The organism is Palleronia pontilimi (genome assembly GCF_016412875.1).
In the GTDB taxonomy this organism is placed as follows: Bacteria; Pseudomonadota; Alphaproteobacteria; order Rhodobacterales; family Rhodobacteraceae; genus Palleronia; species Palleronia pontilimi.
In genome coordinates this window covers 1-23,183 of the sequence record NZ_JAEKPD010000028.1, presented here as the reverse complement: position 1 = coordinate 23,183, position 23,183 = coordinate 1, and the positions used below count along the sequence as shown (strand labels likewise).

General features: G+C 65.5%; 18 protein-coding genes and 1 tRNA gene. 15 read left to right on the top strand and 4 right to left on the bottom strand.

What is annotated here, in order from left to right; all coding sequences use genetic code 11:
- Positions 1 to 76: 76 nt before the first annotated feature.
- Together ILP92_RS17455 and ILP92_RS17450 are read right to left on the bottom strand one after the other, a co-directional pair.
- Entirely contained in the window at positions 77 to 442 is a 366-nt protein-coding gene (locus ILP92_RS17455; RefSeq protein ID WP_198917695.1) for a response regulator, read from the bottom strand.
- Entirely contained in the window at positions 435 to 3,959 is a 3,525-nt protein-coding gene (locus ILP92_RS17450) for a chemotaxis protein CheB (protein ID WP_198917694.1), read from the bottom strand. The genes ILP92_RS17455 and ILP92_RS17450 overlap by 8 nt, the downstream gene beginning before the upstream one ends.
- A 105-nt stretch (positions 3,960 to 4,064) precedes the next feature.
- Between ILP92_RS17450 and ILP92_RS17445 the strand changes: the two genes are divergently transcribed.
- Entirely contained in the window at positions 4,065 to 5,054 is a 990-nt protein-coding gene (locus tag ILP92_RS17445; protein ID WP_198917693.1) for a chemotaxis protein CheB, read from the top strand.
- Between the two features lie 129 nt (positions 5,055 to 5,183).
- Here ILP92_RS17445 and ILP92_RS17440 read toward each other — a convergent pair whose 3' ends face one another.
- On the bottom strand, positions 5,184 to 6,272 hold the full coding sequence (locus ILP92_RS17440) for a GlxA family transcriptional regulator (RefSeq protein WP_368667918.1): 1,089 nt from the start codon (positions 6,270 to 6,272) through the stop codon (positions 5,184 to 5,186).
- On the opposite strand from ILP92_RS17440, the gene ILP92_RS17435 reads away from it, so the two are divergent.
- The 13 genes from ILP92_RS17435 (at position 6,271) to ILP92_RS17375 (ending at position 20,032) form a co-directional block, all read left to right on the top strand.
- On the top strand, positions 6,271 to 7,524 hold the full coding sequence (locus ILP92_RS17435; protein ID WP_198917692.1) for a sarcosine oxidase subunit beta family protein: 1,254 nt from the start codon (positions 6,271 to 6,273) through the stop codon (positions 7,522 to 7,524). The genes ILP92_RS17440 and ILP92_RS17435 overlap by 2 nt on opposite strands.
- Positions 7,525 to 7,533: 9 nt before the next feature.
- Complete coding sequence (locus tag ILP92_RS17430; RefSeq protein WP_198917691.1) at positions 7,534 to 7,836, top strand: sarcosine oxidase subunit delta; 303 nt, start codon at positions 7,534 to 7,536, stop codon at positions 7,834 to 7,836.
- The gene (locus tag ILP92_RS17425) at positions 7,833 to 10,826 is read left to right on the top strand and encodes a sarcosine oxidase subunit alpha (RefSeq protein WP_198917690.1); all 2,994 of its coding nucleotides are present in this window, start codon (positions 7,833 to 7,835) and stop codon (positions 10,824 to 10,826) included. The genes ILP92_RS17430 and ILP92_RS17425 overlap by 4 nt, the downstream gene beginning before the upstream one ends.
- A 9-nt stretch (positions 10,827 to 10,835) precedes the next feature.
- Positions 10,836 to 11,372: a sarcosine oxidase subunit gamma gene (locus ILP92_RS17420; protein ID WP_198917689.1), complete on the top strand. Its 537-nt coding sequence runs from the start codon at positions 10,836 to 10,838 to the stop codon at positions 11,370 to 11,372.
- A gap of 21 nt (positions 11,373 to 11,393) precedes the next feature.
- The gene (locus ILP92_RS17415; RefSeq protein WP_198917688.1) at positions 11,394 to 12,800 is read left to right on the top strand and encodes an L-serine ammonia-lyase; all 1,407 of its coding nucleotides are present in this window, start codon (positions 11,394 to 11,396) and stop codon (positions 12,798 to 12,800) included.
- Positions 12,801 to 12,833: 33 nt separating this feature from the next.
- Entirely contained in the window at positions 12,834 to 14,066 is a 1,233-nt protein-coding gene (locus tag ILP92_RS17410; protein WP_198917687.1) for a lytic murein transglycosylase, read from the top strand.
- Between the two features lie 55 nt (positions 14,067 to 14,121).
- A tRNA-Arg gene (locus ILP92_RS17405) sits at positions 14,122 to 14,198 on the top strand.
- Positions 14,199 to 14,577: 379 nt separating this feature from the next.
- Positions 14,578 to 16,050, top strand: a complete 1,473-nt coding sequence (locus ILP92_RS17400) for an alpha/beta fold hydrolase (RefSeq protein ID WP_198917686.1) — start codon at positions 14,578 to 14,580, stop codon at positions 16,048 to 16,050.
- Between the two features lie 219 nt (positions 16,051 to 16,269).
- Entirely contained in the window at positions 16,270 to 17,766 is a 1,497-nt protein-coding gene (locus ILP92_RS17395; protein WP_198917685.1) for a fused MFS/spermidine synthase, read from the top strand.
- Between the two features lie 179 nt (positions 17,767 to 17,945).
- On the top strand, positions 17,946 to 18,191 hold the full coding sequence (locus tag ILP92_RS17390; protein ID WP_198917684.1) for an RSP_7527 family protein: 246 nt from the start codon (positions 17,946 to 17,948) through the stop codon (positions 18,189 to 18,191).
- 72 nt (positions 18,192 to 18,263) lie between these two features.
- Complete coding sequence (locus ILP92_RS17385; RefSeq protein ID WP_198917683.1) at positions 18,264 to 18,488, top strand: YjiS-like domain-containing protein; 225 nt, start codon at positions 18,264 to 18,266, stop codon at positions 18,486 to 18,488.
- A 299-nt stretch (positions 18,489 to 18,787) separates the two neighbouring features.
- Positions 18,788 to 19,462 (top strand): type 1 glutamine amidotransferase domain-containing protein, encoded by a 675-nt coding sequence (locus ILP92_RS17380; protein WP_198917682.1) that lies wholly within the window; start codon positions 18,788 to 18,790, stop codon positions 19,460 to 19,462.
- Positions 19,463 to 19,747: 285 nt separating this feature from the next.
- Entirely contained in the window at positions 19,748 to 20,032 is a 285-nt protein-coding gene (locus ILP92_RS17375; protein ID WP_198917681.1) for a 2TM domain-containing protein, read from the top strand.
- 78 nt (positions 20,033 to 20,110) lie between these two features.
- Here ILP92_RS17375 and ILP92_RS17370 read toward each other — a convergent pair whose 3' ends face one another.
- Positions 20,111 to 20,542, bottom strand: a complete 432-nt coding sequence (locus tag ILP92_RS17370) for a DUF1489 family protein (protein ID WP_198917680.1) — start codon at positions 20,540 to 20,542, stop codon at positions 20,111 to 20,113.
- Positions 20,543 to 20,668: 126 nt separating this feature from the next.
- Here ILP92_RS17370 and ILP92_RS17365 point away from each other — a divergent pair, with 126 nt between their 5' ends.
- Complete coding sequence (locus ILP92_RS17365; RefSeq protein ID WP_198917679.1) at positions 20,669 to 22,936, top strand: adenosylcobalamin-dependent ribonucleoside-diphosphate reductase; 2,268 nt, start codon at positions 20,669 to 20,671, stop codon at positions 22,934 to 22,936.
- Positions 22,937 to 23,183 lie beyond the last annotated feature (247 nt).

Here is a 23,183-nt window from a genome sequence, read left to right as displayed (position 1 = left end):
CGGGTCGGTCAGTTCGGAATGCAGCTGGAAAGGTGAGCTGATCTGCGTGGATAGAGGGGGCCTTGGAGAAGACCTGTCAGCCGCGCAACGTCATGTCCTTCACGACGTTGACCAACTCGGTGCTCCTGAACGGCTTCGATATCCGTCGGACTTCCGAAAGGCCATCGGGTAGGGAAACGGTCGCATCGGTGTATCCGGTCAGGAACACGAATGGAACGCTTTGGTTTTTCAGTTCTTCGGCAACCGCCAGACTGGTTTCGCCCTTCCCGAGGTTGAAATCCAGCAAGGCTGCGGCCAGGACGGACTCCCTGATCTTTGCCAAGGCCGCGTCGGCATCCGAGTGTGCGGAAAGCTTCTTGTAACCCGCCTCGGCCAGGGTCATCTCGATATCCATCAAGATGAAGGCATCGTCCTCCAGGATCAGGATTTCGCCCTCACTCATTCGAGTTCTCCAATTCGAAATCCACCTGGACGTAAAGACCTTCCCTTCTGTACTCGACGGTGACCTCGCCGGAAAGGTCACTTTCCAAAACCCTTTCGATCACGACGCTGCCGAAACCGGTATGTTCGGGCTGTGACTCAATGGGGGGACCGTTGAATTCCCTCCAGACGATCCGCGCCTTGCTGCCGGTTCCACTCGCATCATGCTTGGTTCCGACGGTGATATGGCCCCCCTCGACCGATAGCGCGCCATATTTCGCAGCGTTGATCGTCAATTCGTGTATCGCCATGCCCATCGCCAGCGCCTGTTTTGCACTCAGCGTGAGATCGGGACCCGTCACGCGGATCCGTTCCTGGTCTTCCTGCTGATACGGGTCGGCCTCTTGGCGAATGATGTCGGAGAATTGGGCCGTCGACCAGTCGGCATCGGTCAACAAATCATGGGTGCGCGAGATCGCCGCGAGCCGATCTTCGAGACGGGCCTGGTAGGCGCCGGCGTCATCCACGCCTTTGAGCAGAAACTTGGAAATGGAACTGATCTGCGCCAGCGTATTCTTCACCCGGTGCTGCAACTCGCCCAAAAGCAGCTTCTGATTGTCGTTCTGCATCTGGATGCGTTGCATCATGTGGTTCTGGTCCGTCACCTCGCGAATACAGGCGCCCACCGCGAAGACCTTGTCGCCCTGAAACACCGGGTAGAAATCCGCAATCCAGTTCCGCACTTCACCAGGGGCGGCTTGGGTCTTCCCCTCGATCTCCATTCCCAGCACAGGCTCGCCGGTCTCGAAGATTTTTCGGTAGGTCGGCTCAAGCGTGTGCTCGAGGTCGGGAAGAAGGTCCTTCAACTCCCGGCCGATATGCTCTTCCACCGGAAAGCCGTTGATCTCTGCCAAACTCTCGTTGATCCGGACCCATTTCAGATCCCGGCTTACCAAGGACAAGCCAACCGGGGTGGTGTCGTACAGGTTTTCGAGCTCGGCGTATTGCCGTGCCAGATCGCGCTCATTTTGTTTGAGCGTTTCTTCGTAGCTTTTGCGGTCCGTAATATCGACGAAGGACAGGACATAACCATCCAGTCGATTATCGGTCGTTCGGTAGGGTTTAATGCGCAGCAAATAAACCTCACCCGACGCCTTGATCTCGACCTCGCGTTCGAAGGATTGAAGCGTCTCGTCAACTTTATGCGCGTCGGTTTCGAGATCGGGGTAATCGATGCGGGACGATAGATCCGCGATCGGCCGACCGATGTCGCGCGGCCGGATGCCGAATAGCGCGACGGTCGACGGGGTGAAATTGCGCACGCAAAACTCGCGGTCCAGGAACAGGACCGCCAGGTCGGTCGCCTCGAACAGGTTTTTCAGGTCGGAATTGGCGCGGGTCAGCAGGCTGTTGTTTTCCTGCAATTCGGCGTTGACGGTTTCCAGCTCCTCGTTGATGGACTGCAATTCCTCGCGCGAGGTTTCCAGTTCCTCGTTGGAGGATTGAAGCTCCTCGTTCATGCTCATCAGCTCTTCGTTCGTGCTTTTGAGCTCTTGTCCGGAGGTTTCGTATTCCTGCATCGTCGCGGTCAGTTGCTTGCGCAGCTTGACGTTCTCGGTCTCGAGCATGTCGCGGTCGGCGCTTTCACGTTCGCCCACCACGTCGCCCAGATCGTCGGCGTCGAAGGCACGCGCTTCGTTCAATGCAAGGATGAAGTCCGATCCGGCCGGTCCGACTTCCACGTCGAACAGGCGACGCCCGTCCGGTAGCGTCACCAGGACGTTTTCGATCCGCATGGGCTCGCCGGTCTTTTCGGCTTCCGACAATGCCGTGCGGACGGGCAGCCGCAATTCGGGCGCGAGATATGCGTCGATCAGAGTGGACGGCGTGCCCTGGGTGGGGCGAACCAACCCCACCATCTTGTGCGACAGGTACTGAACCTCTCCGGACCGCGACAGAAGCGCGAAGGGAGCGGCGTATTTGCGCAAGAACTCACGCTCGACCATGGCTTCGCGAGACAGGTCAAGCGCCATATCGGCTTGTGGCGACAGAGCCGCGCTGTCCACCGGCAACGCCTTCGGTCGGCGCGGTGTGTCCAGCAAAGCCGAATAACTGGTCTTCGCGTCCGGGTTCCTGCGGAAAATGCGATGGGTCTTGTCCACGACATCGAACAGGTCGTCCTGCCCGGCCAGTCCTTCGGACGGGCCAAGAAACAGATGACCCTCGTGCCGCAGCGAGAAATGGAACCGGGGAATGACCTGCTGCTGGAGATTTGCGGACAGATAGATCAGCAGATTGCGGCACGAGATCAGGTCCAGCCGCGAGAATGGCGGATCCTGCAACAAGTTGTGCGGGGCAAACACACAGACTTCCCGCAGTTTCGGATTGGCGCGGTATTGACCGTTCTCGATCTGGAAGAACTTCTCCAGACGCTCTTCGCCCAGCTTTTCGACCGCGCTGACCGAATAAAGCCCGTACCGTGCCGCGACGAGCGACGGCGTGTCGATATCGGTTCCGAACACCTGCAGGACGCAGCGTTGCTTCCGCGTCTCCATCGCCTCGAACAACAGCATGGCCAGTGAATACGCTTCCTCGCCCGTCGAACAGCCGGGCACCCAGACACGGATCGTGCCTTCCGTGCGGTCCAGAAGCGGCTCGATCACCTTTTCCCTAAGGATGTCGAAGGCTTCGGGATCGCGGAAGAACTGCGTCACCCCGATCAGGAACTCCTGCGCCAGGAGTTGAGCTTCCTTTTCATCATCGAGGATCGAGAGGAACCGCTCCACCTCTGAAATCCGCAGGACCGTCATGCGACGCTCGATCCGGCGCACGAGCGTGCCGGGCTTGTAGTCCGAGAAATCGTTGCCGACGACGGCGCGCAGCCGCTCCGCGAAACGCGGAAGCGCCGATTGGATGTCCTGTTTCAGGCTTTCCTGTTCGTCGCTTCGGTTCAGATGCTGGCGGTGCTGGATGATTTCGTCCAACCGTCCCGCAATCTGCTCGACGGGCAGGACGAAATCCACGAGTCCGGTGGCCACGGCGCTGTCGGGCATCCCGGGAAACCGCGCGCCCTTGCTTTCCTGCACCAACGCGAACCCGCCAGCCGCCTTCACCTCTTTCAGGCCTGCCGATCCATCGCTGCCGGTGCCGGACAAGACGACACAATACGCGTCACGTTTGCGCGCCGACGCGAGCGATTTGAAGAAGGAGTCGATCGGGCGATGCAAGGCGTCATGGGTGTCACGCTCGACCAGGCGCAGATGGTTGCTTTCGATCCTTGCGACCGTCCCGGGCGGGACCACGTAAAACCGGTTCGCCTCGATACGTTCGCCATCCTGGATCTGGTTGACCGGTATGTCCGTCTGACCCTGAAGCAACTCGTGCAGGATCGACTTTTGATCCGGGGACAAGTGCTGCACGATCACGTAAGCTGCCCCTGTCTGCGGCGCGGTCGTGGCGATCATGGTTTTGAGCGCTTCGAAACCCCCTGCGGATGCGCCTATGCCGACGACAGGTATGACAGACAATGCGGACCCCACAGACTTTTGAAATTTAATTTCATCTCGTTAACAGTTCGCGTAAGAGTTGAAAACACAAAGCCTGCCCTGGCGCCGTCCACGAGACCGTTGCTACACGAAAGGCACATGATCACCATGAATCACCGTACTGATACAGTCGTCGTGGGGGGATCAGCCGGAAGTTTCACCGCTCTGCGCCGCCTGCTTGCCGATCTGCCCGAAGACTTGCCGGCCGCTATATTGATCTGCCAGCACTTTTCGAGCTTCGGTGACGGCCACGCCATCGATCTGTTGCGCAAGTATTCGAACATGCCTGTGGCGCTGGCCGAGGACGGGATGGACATCAGACCGGGGCAGGTCATTTTTGCAAGGCCGGACGTCCACATGATGATCGGTCACGATCACCTGCATTTGCGGCGGGGCGCGCATGAGAACAATTTTCGCCCGGCTATCGACCCGCTCTTTCGCTCGGCGGCCGTCTATCGCGGACCGCGAGCGATCGGTGTGATCCTTTCCGGCCTGATGGATGACGGCGCTGCGGGTGCGCGGGCGCTCCAGCGGACCGGGGGGCATATCCTGGTCCAGTCGCCGGACAGCGCTGAATTTCCGGATATGCCGAACGCGGTTCTGGCCGCCGTCCCCCAGGCAGAACCTGTCGCCCTGCAGAACCTTGCCGCCGAAATAACGTCGCTTGCAAATACGCCAGCCAACCCGCCGGAAGGTGTGCCGTGGGACATCGGTATCGAGTTGAAGATCGCTGGATTGGAGGGTGCGACCATGGCCAACGAAAGCAAACTCGGAGAGTTGTCGCCCTATAACTGCCCGCACTGCAACGGCGTGTTGTGGCAGATCGATGACGGCCCGCTGACCCGATTTCGGTGCCATACCGGGCACGCTTACACGATGAACAGCCTCAATGAGAGCCAAGATCGCGCCCTGGATGAGAGCCTGTTCAACGCCCTGCGCGCGCATCGCGGGCGGTCGGCGCTGATCCGACAGATGGCCGAACAAATATCGAGCGAAGACAGCCGCCTGAGGCTGGAAGAACGCGCGGCTCGGTATGAGGAAGATACCGAACGGTTGGAGGAAATCATAAAGAGCCGGAAAGCGGGCTGAGGGGCTGTCTGGCTGCTGGCCAGCGGATGTTTTCCCAAGGATGCAGGGAAATGGAGCGCCCGGTCACGTCCTGGCCGACCCGCCCCGCGGGAGGCGGGACGGAAATAAGGTGAAAACGACCGGCCGGGCTCAGGGCAGGGGGGCGGGCTGGTTTCGGATTTGCGTGGGGGTCCGGCCGCGCTCGGATTTCAGCGCGCGGATCAGGTGGGACGCGTCGCAAAAGCCGCAGCTCAGCGCGATGTCCGTCACGCTCTCCGGGCCCGCCCGCAGCAGGTGCTCGGCCCGGTCCAGCCGCATCGACAGGCCCGCGCGCGCCGGACTCTGGGCGATATCCGCGCGAAAGCGCCGCTCTAGCGTCTTGCGGCTGACATCGAGGGCGCTGGCCAACTCGCCCATCGTGGGCGGGGCGTCGAGCGCCTGCTGCAACCTGCCAAGCGCCATGCGCACCAGCGGATCGCGCGCGGCCATGGCGCTGACGGGACCCGGCTGGGGCACGTCGCCGGGACGCGCGCCGTCGATGATCAGGATGCTCAGCGATTTCGTCGCGGCCTCGGCGCCGATATGGCGCTGGACCAGGAACGCCGCCAGGTGGGCTGTGGAATGGCCGCCCGAGCATGTCAGGCGGTCGCGGTCCACCACGAAGATCCGGTCCGACACCGGCGTGGTGCCCTGGAAGCGCTCGGTGAAGTCGCGGTGGTGAAACCAGCTCACGCACACGCGGTAGCCGTCCAGAAGGCCCGCCTCGTGCAGCTGAAAGACGCCGGTGCAGAGCCCCGCCAAAGGCACGCCCGCCGCCGCCTGTGCGCGCAGATACGCGACCAGTTCGGCCGGAAGCGGCGCGCCAGAGCCGATGAGGCCGCCCACGACCACGATGTAGTCGAAGCGCGGCGCGTGGCGCAGCCGCGTGTCGGGCTGGACCTTCACGCCGCAGCTGGATCGCACCGGGTTCATGTCCGCCGACAGCACCGACCAGTCGCAATGGATGGGCCGCGACCGGTCCCCTTCGTCGGCCGCCAGGCGCAGCACGTCCACGAAATTGGCGAAGGCCGACAGGGTGAAATCCTGTGCCAGGATGAAGCCCACATGCAGGCGACTTCGGGGAGTGGATTTGTGATCGGCCATGTCGCAGATATACAGCGCATTTGCCGCAATGGTCCAGACGCGCAGCCTGCCGTCCTGATAGCTGATCGGCACCGCCCGGACCAGGAATCGCGCCATGACCCATTTCTCTGCCCTGTCGCTTCTGAAGAACGCCATTTCGGGCAACAAGGACTGGACCGAGCAATGGCCGGACGCCCAGCCGAAGACGGAATACGATGTCATCATCGTGGGCGCGGGCGGGCACGGTCTGGGCTGCGCCTATTACCTGGCCAAGGAACACGGCATCACCAATGTCGCGGTGATCGAAAAGGGCTGGCTGGGCGGCGGCAACACCGGGCGCAACACCACCATCATCCGGTCGAACTACCTTTATGACGAAAGCGCGCGGCTTTACGATCATGCGCTCGACCTGTGGGAAGGGCTGAGCCAGGAGCTGAACTACAACGTCATGTTCAGCCGCCGCGGCGTGATGATGCTGGCCCACAACGTCCACGACGTGCAGTCCTTCCAGCGCCATGTCCATGCCAACCGGCTGAACGGCGTCGACAACACCTGGCTGACCGCGCAGCAGGCCAAGGAATTCTGCCCGCCGCTGAACATATCGCCAAACGCGCGCTACCCGGTCATGGGGGCCGCGTTGCAACGCCGCGCGGGCACGGCGCGCCACGACGCGGTCGCGTGGGGCTACGCGCGGGCGGCGGCGGCGCGGGGTGTGGACATCATCCAGAACTGCCCCGTCACCGCGATCCGGCGCGGGCCGACCGGCGCGGTGGAGGGGGTCGAGACCGGCAAGGGCTTCATCAAGGCCAGGAAGGTCGCGGTGTCGGCCGCCGGTCACACCAGCGTCGTGATGGACAGCGCGGGCGTCCGGATGCCGCTGGAAAGCTACCCGCTGCAGGCGCTGGTCAGCGAGCCGGTGAAGCCGATCTTCCCTTGCGTGGTCATGTCCAACAGCGTCCACGCCTATATCAGCCAGTCCGACAAGGGCGAGTTGGTGATCGGCAGCGGCACGGACCAATACACCAGCTATTCCCAGCGTGGCGGCCTGCCGCTGATCGAGCATACCGTCGCCGCCATCTGCGAGGTCTTCCCGATCTTCAACCGGATGCGGATGCTGCGCAAATGGGGCGGCATCGTGGACGTGACGCCCGACCGTTCGGCCATCCTGGGCAAGACGCCGGTGCAGGGTCTTTACGTCAATTGCGGCTGGGGCACGGGCGGCTTCAAGGCGACGCCGGGTGCTGCGCACACGCTGGCCTGGACCGTGGCCAAGGACGAGCCGCACAAGATCAACGCGCCCTTCACGCTCGAGCGGTTCACCACCGGCCGCCTGATCGACGAAGCTGCCGCCGCCGCCGTCGCACATTGAGGTCCTGACATGCTGCTGATCCGCTGCCCCTATTGCGACGAAACCCTGCCCGAACTGGAATTCGCCTACGCGGGCGAAGCGCATATCGCCCGCGCGCTCGACCCGTCCTCGGTCACCGACGAGGATTGGCGCGATTTCCTGTTCATCCGCTCCAACGCCAAGGGTCCGCATTACGAACGCTGGCGCCACGTCCACGGATGCGGGCGGTTCTTCAACGCCGTGCGCGACACCGTCACGGACCGGTTCCTGACGACCTACAAGGCGGGCGAGGCGAAGCCCGACCTCGAGACCCTGACCGGAGACGCCCGATGAGCAAGTTCCGCGTCGCGGGCCGCGGCCGTGTCCGCCACGATGCCCCCGTGAGCTTCACCTTCGACGGCAGAACCATCGAGGGGCGGCAGGGCGACACGGTTGCGTCGGCCCTGCTGGCCAATGGCACCCACCTGATGGGCCGGTCGTTCAAGTATCACCGCCCGCGCGGCCCCGTCGCCGCGGGCAGCGAAGAGCCGAACGCCCTGATCGGCACCCGGCGGGGCAAGGGCCAATACGAGCCCAACACCCGCGCCACCATGCAGGAGATCTGGCCGGGCCTCACCACCACGTCGCAGAACAAGTATCCGCATCTGAAATTCGACCTCGGCGCCGTGAACGACCGCGCCTACATGCTGTTTTCGGCCGGGTTCTACTACAAGACGTTCATGTGGCCCGCGTCCTTCTGGGACAAGGTTTACGAGCCCTTCATCCGCGCCGCCGCGGGTCTTGGCGTGAGCCCCACCGAAGAAGATGTCGACACTTACGCGTCGCGCTACCTGCACACCGACGTGCTGGTGGTGGGCGCCGGTCCCGCCGGGCTGGAAGCCGCCCGCGCGGCCGCCAGCACCGGACTGCGCGTGACGCTGGTGGACGAGCACGCCGAGATGGGCGGCGCCCTGCTGTCCGAGCCGCATGTCCAGATCGACAGGCTGCCCGCGTGGGACTGGCTGGCCGAGCAGATCGCGGAATTGCAGGACATGGGCGTCAAGCTGATGACCCGCACCACGGCCATCGGCTACTACCACCAGAACATGGTGGGCCTGTGCCAGAAGCTGACCGATCACCTGGAAACCCAGCCCCACGACACCCCGCGCGAGCGGCTCTGGCGGGTGCGCGCGGGGCAGGTGATCCTCGCGCAAGGCGCGCTGGAAAAGCCGCTGGTCTTCGACGGCAACGACCGCCCCGGCGTCATGCTGGCGGGCGCGGCGCAGACCTATCTCAACCGCTTCGGTGTGCGCGTGGGCGACGAGATTGCCGTCGTCACCAGCCACGACAGCGCCTATCACGCTGCCTTCGATCTGGCCGATTGCGGCAGCCGCATCGCCGTGATCGTGGACACGCGCGCACTGGTCGATGACGCGCTGGTGGCCGAATGCGCCCGCCGCGGCATCCCCCTGAAGCGCAGCCACACCGTGACCGGCACCGCCGGGCGGCTGCGCGTGAAATCCGTCACCGTCAACGCCGTCGAGGGCGGCCACGTGGGCAAGGGCCGCGCGTACAAGTGCGACGCGCTGCTCATGTGCGGCGGCTGGACCCCGTCGCTGCACCTGTTTTCGCACACCAAGGGCAGCCTGAAATGGGACGCGGACGCGCAGACCTTCCTGCCCGACCGGATGACCGAGGCTTGCCAGATCGCGGGCGCGGGGCGAGGGCTCTGGGGGATCTCGGCGGCCCTTCAGGACGGCGCGACCATGGGCGCCGAGGCCGCCCGCGCGCTGGGCCGCGACGCCGCCGCCCGCGCGCTGCACGCCGCCCACGACCGCCCCGGCACGGGCGCCAGCCATACCGAGTTGCCGACCGACCAGCCCGCAAGCCGCGCCAAGGCCTTCGTCGATTTCCAGAACGACGTGACCGCCAAGGATCTGCGGCTGGCGGTGAAGGAAGGCATGCGCTCGATCGAGCACGTGAAACGCTACACCACCAACGGCATGGCCACCGACCAGGGCAAGATGTCGAACATCAACGGGCTGAACATCGCCGCCGACGCGCTGGGCAAGCCCGCGCCGCAGGTGGGCCTGACGACCTTCCGCCCGCCCTACACGCCCACCAGTTTCGGCGCCTTCGCGGGCTACCACCGGGGCGACCATTTCGAGCTGACCCGCCGCACCCCCATCGACGGCTGGGCCGAAGACAACGGCGCGGTGTTCGAGCCGGTCAGCTTGTGGCGCCGCGCCCGCTATTTCCCGCGCCCGGGCGAAGACATGGACGCCGCCGTGTCGCGCGAATGCCGCGCCACCCGCGCGTCCCTTGGCATCTTCGACGCCTCGACGCTGGGCAAGATCGAAGTGGTCGGCCCCGACGCCGCCGCGTTCATGAACCGCATGTACACCAACCCCTGGGACAAGCTGGCGCCGGGCCGCGCGCGCTACGGGCTGCTGCTGGGCGATGACGGCTACATCCGCGACGACGGCGTGATCGGGCGGCTGGCCGACGACCGCTTCCATGTGACCACCACCACGGGCGGCGCGGCGCGCGTGCTGAACATGATGGAAGATTACCTTCAGACCGAATGGTCCGACCTGAAGGTCTGGCTGACCTCGACAACCGAGAATTGGGCGGTGATCGCGCTCAACGGTCCCAACGCCCGCAAGCTGATCGCGCCCTTCGTGGACGGGCTCGACCTTGGCGACGACGCCTTGCCGCACATGTCCGTGACCGAATGCACCTTCATGGGCCATCCCTGCCGCCTGTTCCGCATCAGCTTCACTGGCGAGCTGGGCTTCGAGATCAACGTCCCCGCCCGCCACGGCCGTGCGGTCTGGGACAAGCTGATCGAGGCGGCCGCAGAGTACGACATCACCCCCTACGGGACCGAGACGATGCACGTCCTGCGCGCCGAGAAGGGCTTCATCATCGTGGGCCAGGACACCGACGGCACGGTCACGCCGGACGACGCGGGGCTCGGCTGGGCGCTGGGCAGGAAGAAGGCCGATTTCGTCGGCAAGCGCGCCCTCATGCGCCCCGACCTGGTGCTGGCCAACCGCAAGCAGCTTGTGGGCCTGCTGACCGACGACGGCGAGACGAAGCTGGAGGAAGGCGCGCAGATCGTGCTCGACCCCGACCAGCCCAAGCCCATGGTCATAGTGGGCCATGTCACGTCGTCCTACAACTCGGACGCGGCCGGGCGGCCCATCGCGCTGGCGCTGATCGAAGGCGGGCAGGGCAAGATGGGCGAGACGGTGCATATCCCCATGCCCGACCGCACCATCGCCGCCAAGATCACGTCGCCGCAATTCTACGATCCCAACAACGACCGGCTGAAGCTCTAGGGGGCCGCCATGACCATCCACCCGCACGACCTGACCCCCGGCAAGATCGCCGAAAGCGCCGCCTGCAAGGTGCACATGCTCGATCCCGTCGCGCGGTTCTCGCTGCGCGCCCACGAGCCCGAGCGCAAGGCCGTCGCCGACGCGCTGGAACTGGACCTGCCGTGGTATGTGGGCGACGTGGCGAAGACGGGCGAGACCGAGGTGCTGAACCTCGGCCCGGATGAATGGCTGATCGTCGCCCCCGAGGGGCAGACCGATTTCGCCAGCCGCACCGTCGACGCCCCCCACGCGCTGACCGACATTTCCGACCGCGAACTGACCTTTCGCATCACCGGCCCGCGCGCGTCCGACCTGCTGACGCTGGGCTGTCCGCGCGACCCCGACAGCATCAAGCCGGGGCAGGGGCGGCGGACGCTCTTCGACAGCGCGACCGTGGTGCTGTGGCGTGACGGCGAAAACGACTTCCGTATGGACATCTGGCGCTCTTTCGCGCCCCATGCGGTATCGCTGCTGGCGCTCGGCTGCGCGGAACTGGCCGCCGAATAGGCCCCGAACACGGAGACGCCCATGTTCCTGTCCGTCTTCGACATCTTCAAGATCGGCGTCGGCCCGTCCTCGTCGCACACGATGGGCCCAATGACGGCGGCAGCTCTGTTCCTGGACGATCTGCGCGGCGGCGTCGACCGGGTGCCCGGCGCGGGCACCTTGGCAAGGCTGGGCGCGACGCTGCACGGCTCGCTCGCCTTCACCGGCAAGGGCCACGCCACCGACCGCGCCGTGTTGCTCGGGTTTTGCGGCCTGACCCCCGCCACGCTTGACCCCGACGAGGCCGAGCGGCTCGAGGCCGAGGTTCGCAGGACCAGAACCGTGTCGCCACCGGGACTGGACAGCCTGTCCTTCGACCCCGACACCGACCTTGTCTTTGACTACGGCCCGCCGCTGGAGCTGCACGCCAACGGGCTGGTGCTGCGGGCCTTCGATGCCAAGGGCAACCTCTATTACCAGCAGACCTATTACTCGGTCGGCGGCGGCTTCGTGATGACCGAGGCCGAGCTGCAGGCCGAGCGCGGCGAAAAACCTGCGCGACTGCACGATCCGGGGCCGGATTTCCCGTTTCCCTTCGACTCTGCCGCCGAAATGCTGGCCATGGGCGCGAAATCCGGGAAAACGATCGCCCAGATGAAGCGCGCGAACGAGGCTCTGCTGCACGGCGCGGACCTGGACGGCAAGCTCGACCACATCCTGTCCACCATGGACGACTGCATCGAACGCGGCCTGTCCCAGACCGGGATCCTGCCCGGCGGACTGCAAATCCGCCGCCGCGCCCGCGCGATCCACGAAAAGCTGAAGGCCGAGCATGGTGTCAACCAGGCCCAGCCCCATGTGGCCAACGACTGGATGGCCGTCTATGCCATGGCGGTGAACGAGGAAAACGCGGCCGGCGGCAAGGTCGTCACGTCGCCCACCAACGGCGCGGCGGGCGTGGTCCCGGCGGTGATCCGCTACTACCGCGACCATTGCATCGGGGCCTCGGCGCAGGGAATGCACGACATCCTGCTTGTCGCCGCGGCCATCGGCGGCATCATCAAGAAGAACGCGTCGATCTCGGGCGCCGAGGTGGGCTGCCAGGGCGAGGTCGGATCGGCCAGCGCCATGGCCGCCGCGGGGCTGTGCGCGGCTCTGGGCGGCACCAACGAACAGGTGGAAAACGCGGCGGAAATCGCGCTGGAGCACCACCTGGGCATGACCTGCGACCCGGCCGCGGGGCTGGTGCAGGTGCCCTGCATCGAACGCAACGCGCTGGGGGCGATCAAGTCGGTGTCGGCCGCGTCATTGGCGTTGCGCGGCGACGGGCAGCATTTCATGCCGCTGGACAACTGCGTAAAGGTCATGGCTGAAACGGGCCGCGACATGGACGTGAAATACAAGGAAACGTCGCAAGGCGGGATCGCCGTGAACCTGCCCGAATGCTAGACTTGAGGTAATCGAACAATCGCGAGTGGAAACATGCGCCTGATCGCCACCATCCTTGCCCTTATCTGCCTTTCGCTGCCCCTGCATGCCGCGAGCCGCGCCGCGGTCGAGCAGCAGTTCCAGTCCTGGCTGCAATCCACGATCTGGCCCGCCGCCAGGCAGCAAGGCGTCAGCCGCGCCACCTTCGACGCGGCCTTCAGCGGCGTGCGCCTGGACTGGGACCTGCCCGACCTGGTCCCGCCCGGAACCAAGCCGCCTGCCACGCGCCGCCAGTCCCAGGCCGAGTTCGGCAGCCCGGGCAAGTATTTCAACCGCGGCTCGGTGGACGCGGCGACCAGCGTCGGGCGCCAGATGGCCCGCACGCACGCCGCCGCGCTGGCTGCCGTCGAACGCGCCACGGGCATTCCCGGCCGCATCATCCTGGCGATCTGGGGCCGCGAGTCGGGCTATGGCCGCGTCGACATTCCCCACGACGTCTTCCGCGTCCTCGGCACCAAGGGCTTCATGTCGACGCGCAGCGGCTATTTCACCGACGAGCTGATCGCCGCCCTGCGCATCGCCGAAGCGGGTCACGCGCCCGAAAGCGCCATGCGCTCCAGCTGGGCGGGCGCGCTGGGCCAGCCGCAATTCATGCCCACATCGTTCCTGAAATACGCCGCCGACGGCAATGGCGACGGCCGCGCCGATATCTGGCGGTCCGAGGCCGACACCATCGCGTCCATCGGCAACTACCTGGCCCGCCACGGCTGGCAGGCGGGCCGCGACTGGGGCTTCGAGGTCTCCGTGCCCGCGTCGGTCAGCTGCGCGCTGGAAGGTCCCGACGGGATGCGCCCGATCCGCGACTGGGCCGCCATGGGCATCACCCGCGTGTCGGGCAAGCCGTTCCCCGACCACGAATTGCGCGGGCAGGGCTCGCTGCTGATGCCCGCCGGGCGGGGCGGTCCCGCCTTCATCGTCACGCCCAATTTCTACGTGCTGAAGGATTACAACATGAGCGATCTCTATGCGCTGTTCGTGGGCCATGTGGGCGACCGGATCCAGTACGGCGTCGGCGATTTCGCGCGCGGGTGGGGCACGACCGACAAGATGCTGCGCTCGGACGTGGCGGCGATGCAGCGCGCGCTCGAAGCGATGGGCCACGACGTGGGCGGCGCGGACGGCCTGGCAGGGTTCAAGACCCGCCGCTCGATCGGGCGCTGGCAAGAGGCGACCGGACAGCCGCCCACCTGCTTTCCCGCGCGCAGCATGGTGCAGTCGTTGCGTTAGGCCCGGTATTTTCGTCTTGCACCTTCCGGGCGGCGGCTTTATCCCACGCCCCAACGCGCTGGTAGCTCAGTTGGATAGAGTATCTGACTACGAATCAGAGGGTCGGGGGTTCGAATCCTCCCCAGCGCGCCATTTATCCCAGATTTCAGCCGGACTTTTGAGCTTTTCGCTCGCGCATCTGTTTCGGATTTTTCCTGCACACATCGAGGGCGACACGTAAAAGCGTGACCCGCTTCGGGAAAAGAAACCCGAGGAAGGTATGCCAAGTCCAACAGACGCTCGGCCAGAGAGTGCAGGAACCTGGTTTGCATCACGATTGGCCGGATCTCGACACGCAAACTGCCATTCATTGCTGCCATGCGGTCTCTCCGCAAACGACTGGCCATGCCCACACCGCAATTCTGCGATCCCAGATTGGCGGTGCAAGGAAAACCTCGGAAAGACCCACCCCTGGACGCGTGCGATGTTTTGCCGGGTGCGTGGTGGACCGCTCACGTGTAGATCTCGCGGAATGAGCCCCGGTCGCACCAAACGGATCCTGTTCGCCTGCATCGCCTGTCTGGCCGCTCTCGTTGCGGTCGTGATGTTGGAGCGCCAAAGGACCGGCTTGACGGTCGAAACGCTCCAGTTGGCTGACTCCCCGGTCACCGTCTGGCGCCAGGCGACAGGTGGGACGGGTCCGCTTGTCGTCGTCGCCCATGGATACGCGGGCTCGCGTCAGATGATGCAGCCCATCGCCATTTCCCTGGCGCGGGCGGGCTTCGTCGTGGCGGCGTTCGACTTCTACGGGCATGGGCGGAACGACCGGCCGATGGCAGCCGACATCACGTCGCTCGATGGGGCGACGGCTCAGCTGGTCGACCAGACGATCGCGATCACCCAGGCGGGGCGCAGCCTGCCGGGCGTGACCGGTCCGACCGCGCTGGTGGGGCATTCGATGGCGACGGACATCGTGATCCGCGCCGCCGAGCGCATGGATGACGTGGCCGGTGTCGTCGCGATTTCCATGTATTCCGACGCGGTCGATCCGCAATCGCCCGAGCGTCTCCTGGTCGTGTCCGGTGCCTGGGAGGGACGGTTGCGCGAGGTCGCCCTGGACCGGGTGCGCCAGGTCGATCCGGACGCCGACGAGGGCGAAACGGTCACCAGTGAAGGCGTCGCGCGGCGGGCCGTTGCCGCGCCGCGGGTCGGCCATGTGGGGGTTCTCTACAGCCCGACGACGCTGCGCGAGACGCGAGACTGGATTGCGACGGCGATGCAGCGTCCCGTGTCGGGCGCGCCTGCCAGTGTCAGCCCGTGGCTTGCGCTTTTGCTGGCCTCGATCGTGGCGATCGCTTGGCCGCTGGCCGGGCTTCTGGGGCCCGTCGCCCCCGCCAGAAGCCTGGGCGGACGCACCGCGTTCGTCGCGGTGACGGCACCGGTCGTGCCCGCGCTGGCCGCGGCGACGATCCTGCCCGCGGGCGCTCTCGGACTGAGCGCCTTCGGATCGCTGGCCGCCTTCTTCGGGGTCTGGGGGGGCGTTCAGCTGATCGTCTTGTGGTGGTCGGGATGGCGCCCCTCCGCATTGCACCTGCCGGGCATCGCTCTGCTGCTGCTCTGGGGTCTGGCCCTGTTCGCACCGGCGCTGGATCGCTACGGGGCCGCGTTCGTGCCCACGGGAACGCGACTTCCGGTCATGGTCCTGCTCGGGCTGGGGACGATCCCCTTCTGCCTGGCGGATGCGCTGATCGCGCGGGCATCGGGCTGGCTGGCCTGGCTGGGCCTTCGGCTGCTTCCGATCGTGACCCTGTTCGCCGCGATGTTGATCACGCCGCGCCTGGGCGTCGCGTTCACCGTGCTGCCGGTCCTGGTTCTGTTCTGGCTGGTCTATGGCCTGGCAGGTCGATGGGTCCGGGCCCGGACAGGCCCGGAGACGTCCGGTCTTGCCCTCGGGCTGATCCTTGCCTGGGCGCTTGCCGCCAGCACGCCGCTGGTCGCGGTGTGATGGCCGTGTAGGGAGAGAGGGGCTCGTGGAAGGCCCGATCCGGAAGTCGCCCACAGACCGAAGCGGCGCAACCCCGACGCGCAGTCCCGCCAGGGCCTGTATCTGGCCGCTGAGCCTTGTTCATCGGTCAGATCATGGCTTCCCTCGCCGCGGGACATGGGACAGAAACCCACGGATGGCGGGCGACGTATCGTCAAAACGGATGGATTGGAGGCTTTCATGCGGTTCTGGACCAAGATCGGCCTTATCCTTGTGCTGTCCGCTGTCGGGCTGACCTACGAAATCGCCGCCGGCCGGGTGCTCGCGCCCTTCTTCGGCACATCCTTGCTCACATGGACCGCCGTCATCGCGACCGTCCTGGCGGGCTTTTCGCTGGGCAGCGCGCTGGGGGGATTTGTGGCCGAACGCGACCGCAGGGCCGCAATCGGCACGGTGCGCCGGGCCTTGGTGGCGACAGCCGTGCTGATGGCCTTGTCGCCCACCGCGCTCGGCCTGCTATATGTCCTGGGCGCGCGCGGCACCGCGGGGATGCTGGTGAGCGTCTTCCTGGCATTCTTCCCGGCATCGGTGCTGGTCAGCGTTCCCTCGCCGCTTCTGGCCAAGCTGGCCGTCGAGGCGCGTCCGGGGCGGGAAGGCTCGACGCTGGGCCTTGTCCTCGCGGCGGGATCGCTCGGGGCGATCGTGGGCGCGATCCTTGCCGGGTTCGTCGCCCTGCCGCTGCTGGGCTCGGCCGCGACCTTCGCCGGATGCGGCGCTGCCGTGTTGGCGTGCATCCCCTTCCTGCGGCGCGGCCCCGTGGGCGGGCGTGGCACGGGAACGCGGGCAGACGGCGATGCCGAGGATCCGGACTCCGTCGCGGCGATCGGGACGGCGGCGATCGTGGTGGCGGCCAGCCTGGTCAGCGGTCCGGCCTGCCGCTACGAATCCGGCCTCTCGTGCATCGACGTCGTGCGCGACGGCGGGGTGGTCCGCCTTTATTCCGACCGCACCCAGCAGGCGGCCGAGCGAATCCGCCGGGACGAGGGTCAGGCGCAGGCGCTGGTGCTGCCCTACACGCAGTGGCTTTGGGCGCGGATGGACCGCGACCTGGGGCCGGCGGCTTCGGTCCTGTTCATCGGCGGGGGCGGCTACACGCTGCCCACGAAGTTGTTGGACTCGCGCCCGGCATCCGACGCGATCGCGGTCGAGATCGACCCCCTGGTGACGCAGGTGGTGCGCGAACACATGCCCTGGGCCGGGGCGACCATCGACCGGACGGGCTGGGAGGCGGGGCCTGACGGACGTCTGCCCGCAGCGGAGAACGCGCGGCTGGGCATCGTCCACGCCGACGGCAGGGTCTATCTGAACCAGACGGATCTCAGGTTCGACGCTGCCGTCATGGACGCGTTTTCGTCCGGATCGGTCCCGGCCCATCTGGCCACGCGCGAAACCTACGAGCGCCTTCGGGACATCGTTCAAGGCCCGGTCTACGTGAACCTGATCGACGCGCCGGACGGTCGGCTCGCGCGCGGTATCCACGCCATTCTGAGCGAGCTCTATCCCCATGTGGATGCGGTGCAGGGTCCGGCCAGTTCCCGCGGACGCGCCAACATCCTGCTGGTGGCCTCGCCCACGCCGCCCGCGCCGCTGGACGCGCTGCCCGATGAATACGAGTCCGTCCAGCTCGGGCCCGGCCGCGCTTTCACCGACGACCGGGGATGGGTCGGTCACCGCTAGGGATCGGGGCGCCGGGCCAGCTTGTCGGTTAAGCCGCCCCTGCACTTGCCTTTGCCGAAGGCTGCATCGGCAGTCGCCGACGAAAGTCAGGCTGTTCCCCTCGACGCCGTGCCCCTGGCGGTGGGCCGCGAAAGCGTGACCGGTTCCCTGCGAAGCCATGCAAATAGCGCATACCGCATATGGTTAGGGATCTGGCAGGCACTTCTTACCTTGGGATCAACACGACAAATCCAACGAACACCAAGGCAATCGAAATGAACACTCAAACCAAGTACGCAACAGCGACCCAGGCCGAAGCCGAAGAGATCATCGCCCGGGCCCGCCAGATGCGCAGCGCATATATGGCCCGGTCCATCAAGGCGGGCCTCGCCAACCTCAACCGGGCGTTTGCCCGCAAACGGCCCGCTGCCGACGCCGCCGCGTGACATCACGCGCGCATCGCGCAGACCATGCGCGACGCAGCGACGACCGCTATTTGACTACGAAAGACGAATGACATGACTCTCCAAACTATCCTGACTTCCCAGCCCTTCGAGGGGATCAATTCCCGCATCCAAAGGCTCAAGGCCGACCGCGCGCGACGGCGCAAGATGAAAGCCCAGTACGACCAGACTTGGCGCGAGCTCACGAACATGACCGACCGGGAGCGGCTGGACATCGGCATCCACCAATCCGACATTCCCCGGATCGCGGCCGAAGCCGCTGCGATGCGCGCGGCGTAATCGCTTTTCCGCTGGGCTCACCGGCTTAGCCTGAGCAAGCCTACATCGGCGACGACCGGACCCAGATCAATTGGGCCCGGTCTCGCACGATTGCGCCCCGCGCGATCGAAGCGCCGATCCCGCAATCCCGTTCGGCCGCACAGCATGGCGGCAGCCCCGATACGCGGACCAGGGGCGATATTCATCGCCAACGAACCCAGGACTGGAACAGGCGCGCGCGGCGCATGTTGACTAGGCCAATGACGCAGCCATCCGCTGGCACGTCCTTCACCCGAAGAAGATATTTAAAGGAACCGACCATGAAAATTTTGATGATTCTGACATCGCACGACCAACTGGGCGATACCGGCAACAAGACGGGCTTCTGGCTCGAAGAGTTCGCGGCACCCTATTACGTCTTCAAGGATGCGGGCGCCGAGATCACGCTTGCCTCGCCCAAGGGCGGCCAGCCGCCGCTGGATCCCAGCAGCAACACCGAAGACGCGCAGACTGCCGCCACCGAGCGCTTCAAGGCAGACGAAGACGCGCAGAAGGTCCTGGCCCACACGCACGAGCTGTCGAAGATCGACGCCGAAGGGTTCGACGCGATCTTCTTTCCCGGCGGCCACGGCCCCCTTTGGGACCTGTCCGAGGACGCCAACAGCATTCGCCTGATCGAAACCTTCGCGCAAAGCGACCGCCCCGTCGGCGCCGTCTGCCATGCGCCCGCCGTCTTCAAGCACCCCAAGGGCGCCGATGGCAAACCGCTGGTGTCGGGCAAGACCGTGACCGGCTTCACCAATACCGAGGAAGAGGCGGTCGGCCTGACCGACGTCGTGCCGTTCCTAGTCGAGGACATGCTGAAGTCCAATGGCGGCAACTACAAGAAGGGCGACGACTGGGCGTCGTTCGTCGTCACCGACGGCAAGCTGGTGACCGGCCAGAACCCGGCATCGTCCGAGGACGCGGCGAAGAAACTGCTGTCCATGGTCTGAACTAAATGCGAAGGGCATGGTGCCGGGGCGGACGGTTCCGCCTGCACCATGTCCCCTGCGCCCTGCCGAGCCGGGTCGGGCAGAAGACCACCCGCGTCGGGGGGATCGAAAGACGACATTCGTGTCCCCCACGGCGCTACCTTGCAGGCAAGGTCCGCGACTTGAGGCGTCGCCCGCCCTTGGTGCACCCGACGTGCGGCTTGCGATTGATCTCAATCATCTACGACAAGCGTGATCTGAGTTAGCTCTTCCTGGACTGATATCGTTGGTTCGGAGGGCTCTAAGATGCCACGGGCACAGGACTATGAAAGGGCCAGGGCGCGCGCCAAGGCCAAGTTCGAGTTTTACGTTCACGTTCTTATCTATGCCGCCGTCATTGGACTTCTGGCGACCATCAACATGATCACGTCGTCCGGGACCATCTGGTTCATCTGGCCGCTGATCGGTTGGGGGCTTGCGGTGGCCCTGCACGGCGCGCGGGTCTTCCTGTTGGGCGACAAGACCGCGATCATCGACGCTCTGACCGAAGACGAGTTGCGGCGTGACCGCGAAGACCAGGGCGGTTTCTGAAGCCTCGGGGATCGGGGCAGGTCGCCCCGCGAATGCCGACCCGGGAGCGTGCCGAAAAGCGGCCGACCTGCGCCGCGCCTAGCGCACGCCGATCTCGGCCAGCGCGGCCATCAGCTTGGGTGGCAGGTCCGCCTCGTCCGCGCGGGCGCGTCCCAGGTCGGCGGGGGCGTCTTCGGGCTTGAGATAGCGCCAGCCCTGGAACGGCCGTTTCGGCGTGGCCTCGGTGCGGACGATTTCGGGGGCCAGTGACAGCGCGCAACGGCGGATGCCATCGTCGCCGATGATCTCGTCGAAGCCCAGGATCCGCTGGCGCGCCAGGATGACGCCCTGGATCACCCAGTAGATCGACCCGCCATCCAGAAGCTCGGCCTCGCGCTTGGGCCACATGCGGGTGATGTGGTAGTAATGACCGTCCCGCCGCTGCTTCGAGCGGCGCTGTTGCCAGTCCACCAGCTGCTCGATCGACTCGGACCCGACGCTGAGCTTCAACATGTGCAGTTTTGCGGTCATGTTCGTGTTATCCCCAAACCCCTGTGGACGACTCGATATCCTATACACCATATAGCGTCTCGCATTGACCCGCCATGCGACCAAGCGTAGTCTTGTTCCTCTCCCCAACACCCGGAAACCACGCCCATGACCCGTTTCGCCGCCCCCATCTCGGAACAGATCTGGGACATGAAGTATCGTCTGAAGGACGCAGCAGGCCATCCCGTCGACAAGACGGTCGAGGATACGTGGCGCCGGATCGCCCGGGCGCTGGCCGCGGTCGAGGACGATCCCGCACCGCACGAGGCCGAATTCTACGCCGCGCTCGAGGATTTCAAGTTCCTGCCCGCGGGCCGGATCGTGGCGGGCGCGGGCACCAACCGGGCGGTGACGCTGTTCAACTGCTTCGTCATGGGCACGATTCCCGACAGCCTGTCGGGCATCTTCGAGCATCTGCGCGAAGCGGCGCTGACCATGCAGCAGGGCGGTGGCATCGGCTACGACTTCTCGACCATCCGGCCCAAGGGCGCGGGCGTGTCGGGCGTGGCGGCGGACGCGTCGGGGCCGCTGTCCTTCATGGACGTCTGGGACGCCATGTGCCGCACCATCATGTCGGCGGGCGCGCGGCGCGGTGCCATGATGGCGACCCTGCGCTGCGACCATCCGGATATCGAGGATTTCATCGACGCCAAGTCGGATCCCGCCCGGCTGCGCAATTTCAACGTCAGCGTGCTGGTCACCGACCCGTTCATGGAGGCCGTCAAGGCCGACGGCCCGTGGGAGCTGGTCTTCGACGGCAAGGTCATGCGCACCGTCCAGGCGCGCGACCTGTGGAACCGCATCATGCGCGCGACCTACGATTACGCCGAGCCGGGCGTGATTTTCATCGACCGCATCAACGCGGCCAACAACCTGGCCTATTGCGAAACCATCGCCGCGACGAATCCCTGCGGCGAGCAGCCCCTGCCGCCCTACGGCGCGTGCCTTCTGGGCTCGGTCAACCTGGCGCGGCTGGTCACGGACCCTTTCGGCGAGGCCGCCGCGCTGGATGACGCGGCGCTGGACCGGCTGGTCGCCAGCGCCGTGCGAATGATGGACAATGTGGTGGACGCGTCGCGCTTCCCGCTGGAAGCCCAGGCGCAAGAGGCGCAGGCCAAGCGCCGGATCGGGCTGGGGGTCACCGGCCTGGCCGACGCGCTGGCGATGGTCGGCGTGCGCTACGGCAGCGACGAAGCGGCGCGTCTGACCGAGGACTGGATGCACCGGATCGCCCGCGCCGCGTACCTGACGTCATCGGAATTGGCGGCCGAGAAGGGCGCGTTTCCGCTGTTCGACGCCGACAAGTACCTGGCCTCGGGCTCGCTGGCGCATATGGACCAGGACGTGAAGGACGCGATCCGGCAGGACGGCATCCGCAACGCGCTGCTGACCAGCGTGGCTCCCACGGGCACGATCAGCCTGTTCGCGGGCAACGTGTCGTCGGGCATCGAGCCGGTCTTCGCCCATGCCTACACGCGCAAGGTGCTGCAGAAGGACGGCAGCCGGACCGAGGAAGAAGTGGTGGATTACGCCGTGCAGATGTGGCGCGACCTGAAGGGCGACGCGCCCCTGCCGGACCATTTCGTCAGCGCCCAGACGCTGGACCCGATGGACCACGTCCGCATGCAGGCCGCCGCCCAGAAATGGGTCGACTCGTCGATCTCGAAGACCATCAACTGCCCCGAGGATATCGGCTTCGACGCGTTCAAGGACGTCTACATGGAAGCCTACGAGACGGGCTGCAAGGGCTGCACGACCTACCGGCCCAACGCCGTGACCGGCAGCGTGCTGAGCGTCAGCGAAAGCGCCGAGCAAGCGCCGACCCAGAGCACCCAGACCGATGGCGAGGTCATCTACATGTCCGAGCCGCTTAGCCGCCCGTCCGAGCTGGAGGGCAATACCTACAAGCTGAAATGGCCAGGCAGCGAGCACGCGCTCTACATCACCATCAATGACCTGGTGCAGAACGGTCACCGGCGCCCGTTCGAGATCTTCGTGAACTCGAAGAACATGGAGCATTTCGCCTGGACCGTGGCGCTGACCCGCATGATCTCGGCCGTATTCCGGCGCGGCGGCGACGTGTCCTTCGTGGTCGAAGAGCTGAAGGCGGTGTTCGATCCACGCGGCGGCGCCTGGGTCGAGGGGAAGTACATCCCGTCGATCCTGGCGGCCATCGGCGGTGTGATCGAACGGCACCTGATCGCAACCGGGTTCCTGGCGGGCGAGGGCATGGGCCTGAAAAGCGACCCGCAAGCCCGGGTCATGGCCGTGGGCCCATCCTCGGCGAAGGCCTGCCCGTCCTGCGGCAGCTACGAGATGCGCATGATCGAAGGTTGCATGACCTGCAGCGCCTGCGGTCATTCGAAATGCGGCTGACGACGTAGGCTGGTTTCTTGAAATGAAGCGACCACCAAAACTTGGCCATTAGACCCATTCAGATGGCCATCTGACAATCGTTTCGTGTCCATCAGGGCGGGTTTGTCTCCACAAATCCACGAGCCGTCTGCACGGTTCGCAAGATATAGTAGGTAATTCAATATTTAGTTGATACGACGGCAATACACGTTATGATACCAATGTTTCGCCGTCATCCTCATCGCCGGGTTCATGCTGAGCGCCGATC

Bases quoted from the DNA above. Each gene is read 5' to 3' on its own strand.
- ILP92_RS17435 (WP_198917692.1), top strand. From the start codon at position 6,271: ATGACCCATTTCTCTGCCCTGTCGCTTCTGAAGAACGCCATTTCGGGC.
- ILP92_RS17370 (WP_198917680.1), bottom strand. From the start codon at position 20,542: ATGACCGCAAAACTGCACATGTTGAAGCTCAGCGTCGGGTCCGAGTCG.
- ILP92_RS17430 (WP_198917691.1), top strand. From the start codon at position 7,534: ATGCTGCTGATCCGCTGCCCCTATTGCGACGAAACCCTGCCCGAACTG.
- ILP92_RS17455 (WP_198917695.1), bottom strand. From the start codon at position 442: ATGAGTGAGGGCGAAATCCTGATCCTGGAGGACGATGCCTTCATCTTG.
- ILP92_RS17445 (WP_198917693.1), top strand. From the start codon at position 4,065: ATGATCACCATGAATCACCGTACTGATACAGTCGTCGTGGGGGGATCA.
- ILP92_RS17415 (WP_198917688.1), top strand. From the start codon at position 11,394: ATGTTCCTGTCCGTCTTCGACATCTTCAAGATCGGCGTCGGCCCGTCC.
- ILP92_RS17380 (WP_198917682.1), top strand. From the start codon at position 18,788: ATGAAAATTTTGATGATTCTGACATCGCACGACCAACTGGGCGATACC.
- ILP92_RS17375 (WP_198917681.1), top strand. From the start codon at position 19,748: ATGCCACGGGCACAGGACTATGAAAGGGCCAGGGCGCGCGCCAAGGCC.
- ILP92_RS17400 (WP_198917686.1), top strand. From the start codon at position 14,578: ATGAGCCCCGGTCGCACCAAACGGATCCTGTTCGCCTGCATCGCCTGT.
- ILP92_RS17420 (WP_198917689.1), top strand. From the start codon at position 10,836: ATGACCATCCACCCGCACGACCTGACCCCCGGCAAGATCGCCGAAAGC.
- ILP92_RS17390 (WP_198917684.1), top strand. From the start codon at position 17,946: ATGGTTAGGGATCTGGCAGGCACTTCTTACCTTGGGATCAACACGACA.
- ILP92_RS17440 (WP_368667918.1), bottom strand. From the start codon at position 6,272: ATGGCGCGATTCCTGGTCCGGGCGGTGCCGATCAGCTATCAGGACGGC.
- ILP92_RS17385 (WP_198917683.1), top strand. From the start codon at position 18,264: ATGACTCTCCAAACTATCCTGACTTCCCAGCCCTTCGAGGGGATCAAT.
- ILP92_RS17395 (WP_198917685.1), top strand. From the start codon at position 16,270: ATGCGGTTCTGGACCAAGATCGGCCTTATCCTTGTGCTGTCCGCTGTC.
- ILP92_RS17365 (WP_198917679.1), top strand. From the start codon at position 20,669: ATGACCCGTTTCGCCGCCCCCATCTCGGAACAGATCTGGGACATGAAG.
- ILP92_RS17425 (WP_198917690.1), top strand. From the start codon at position 7,833: ATGAGCAAGTTCCGCGTCGCGGGCCGCGGCCGTGTCCGCCACGATGCC.
- ILP92_RS17410 (WP_198917687.1), top strand. From the start codon at position 12,834: ATGCGCCTGATCGCCACCATCCTTGCCCTTATCTGCCTTTCGCTGCCC.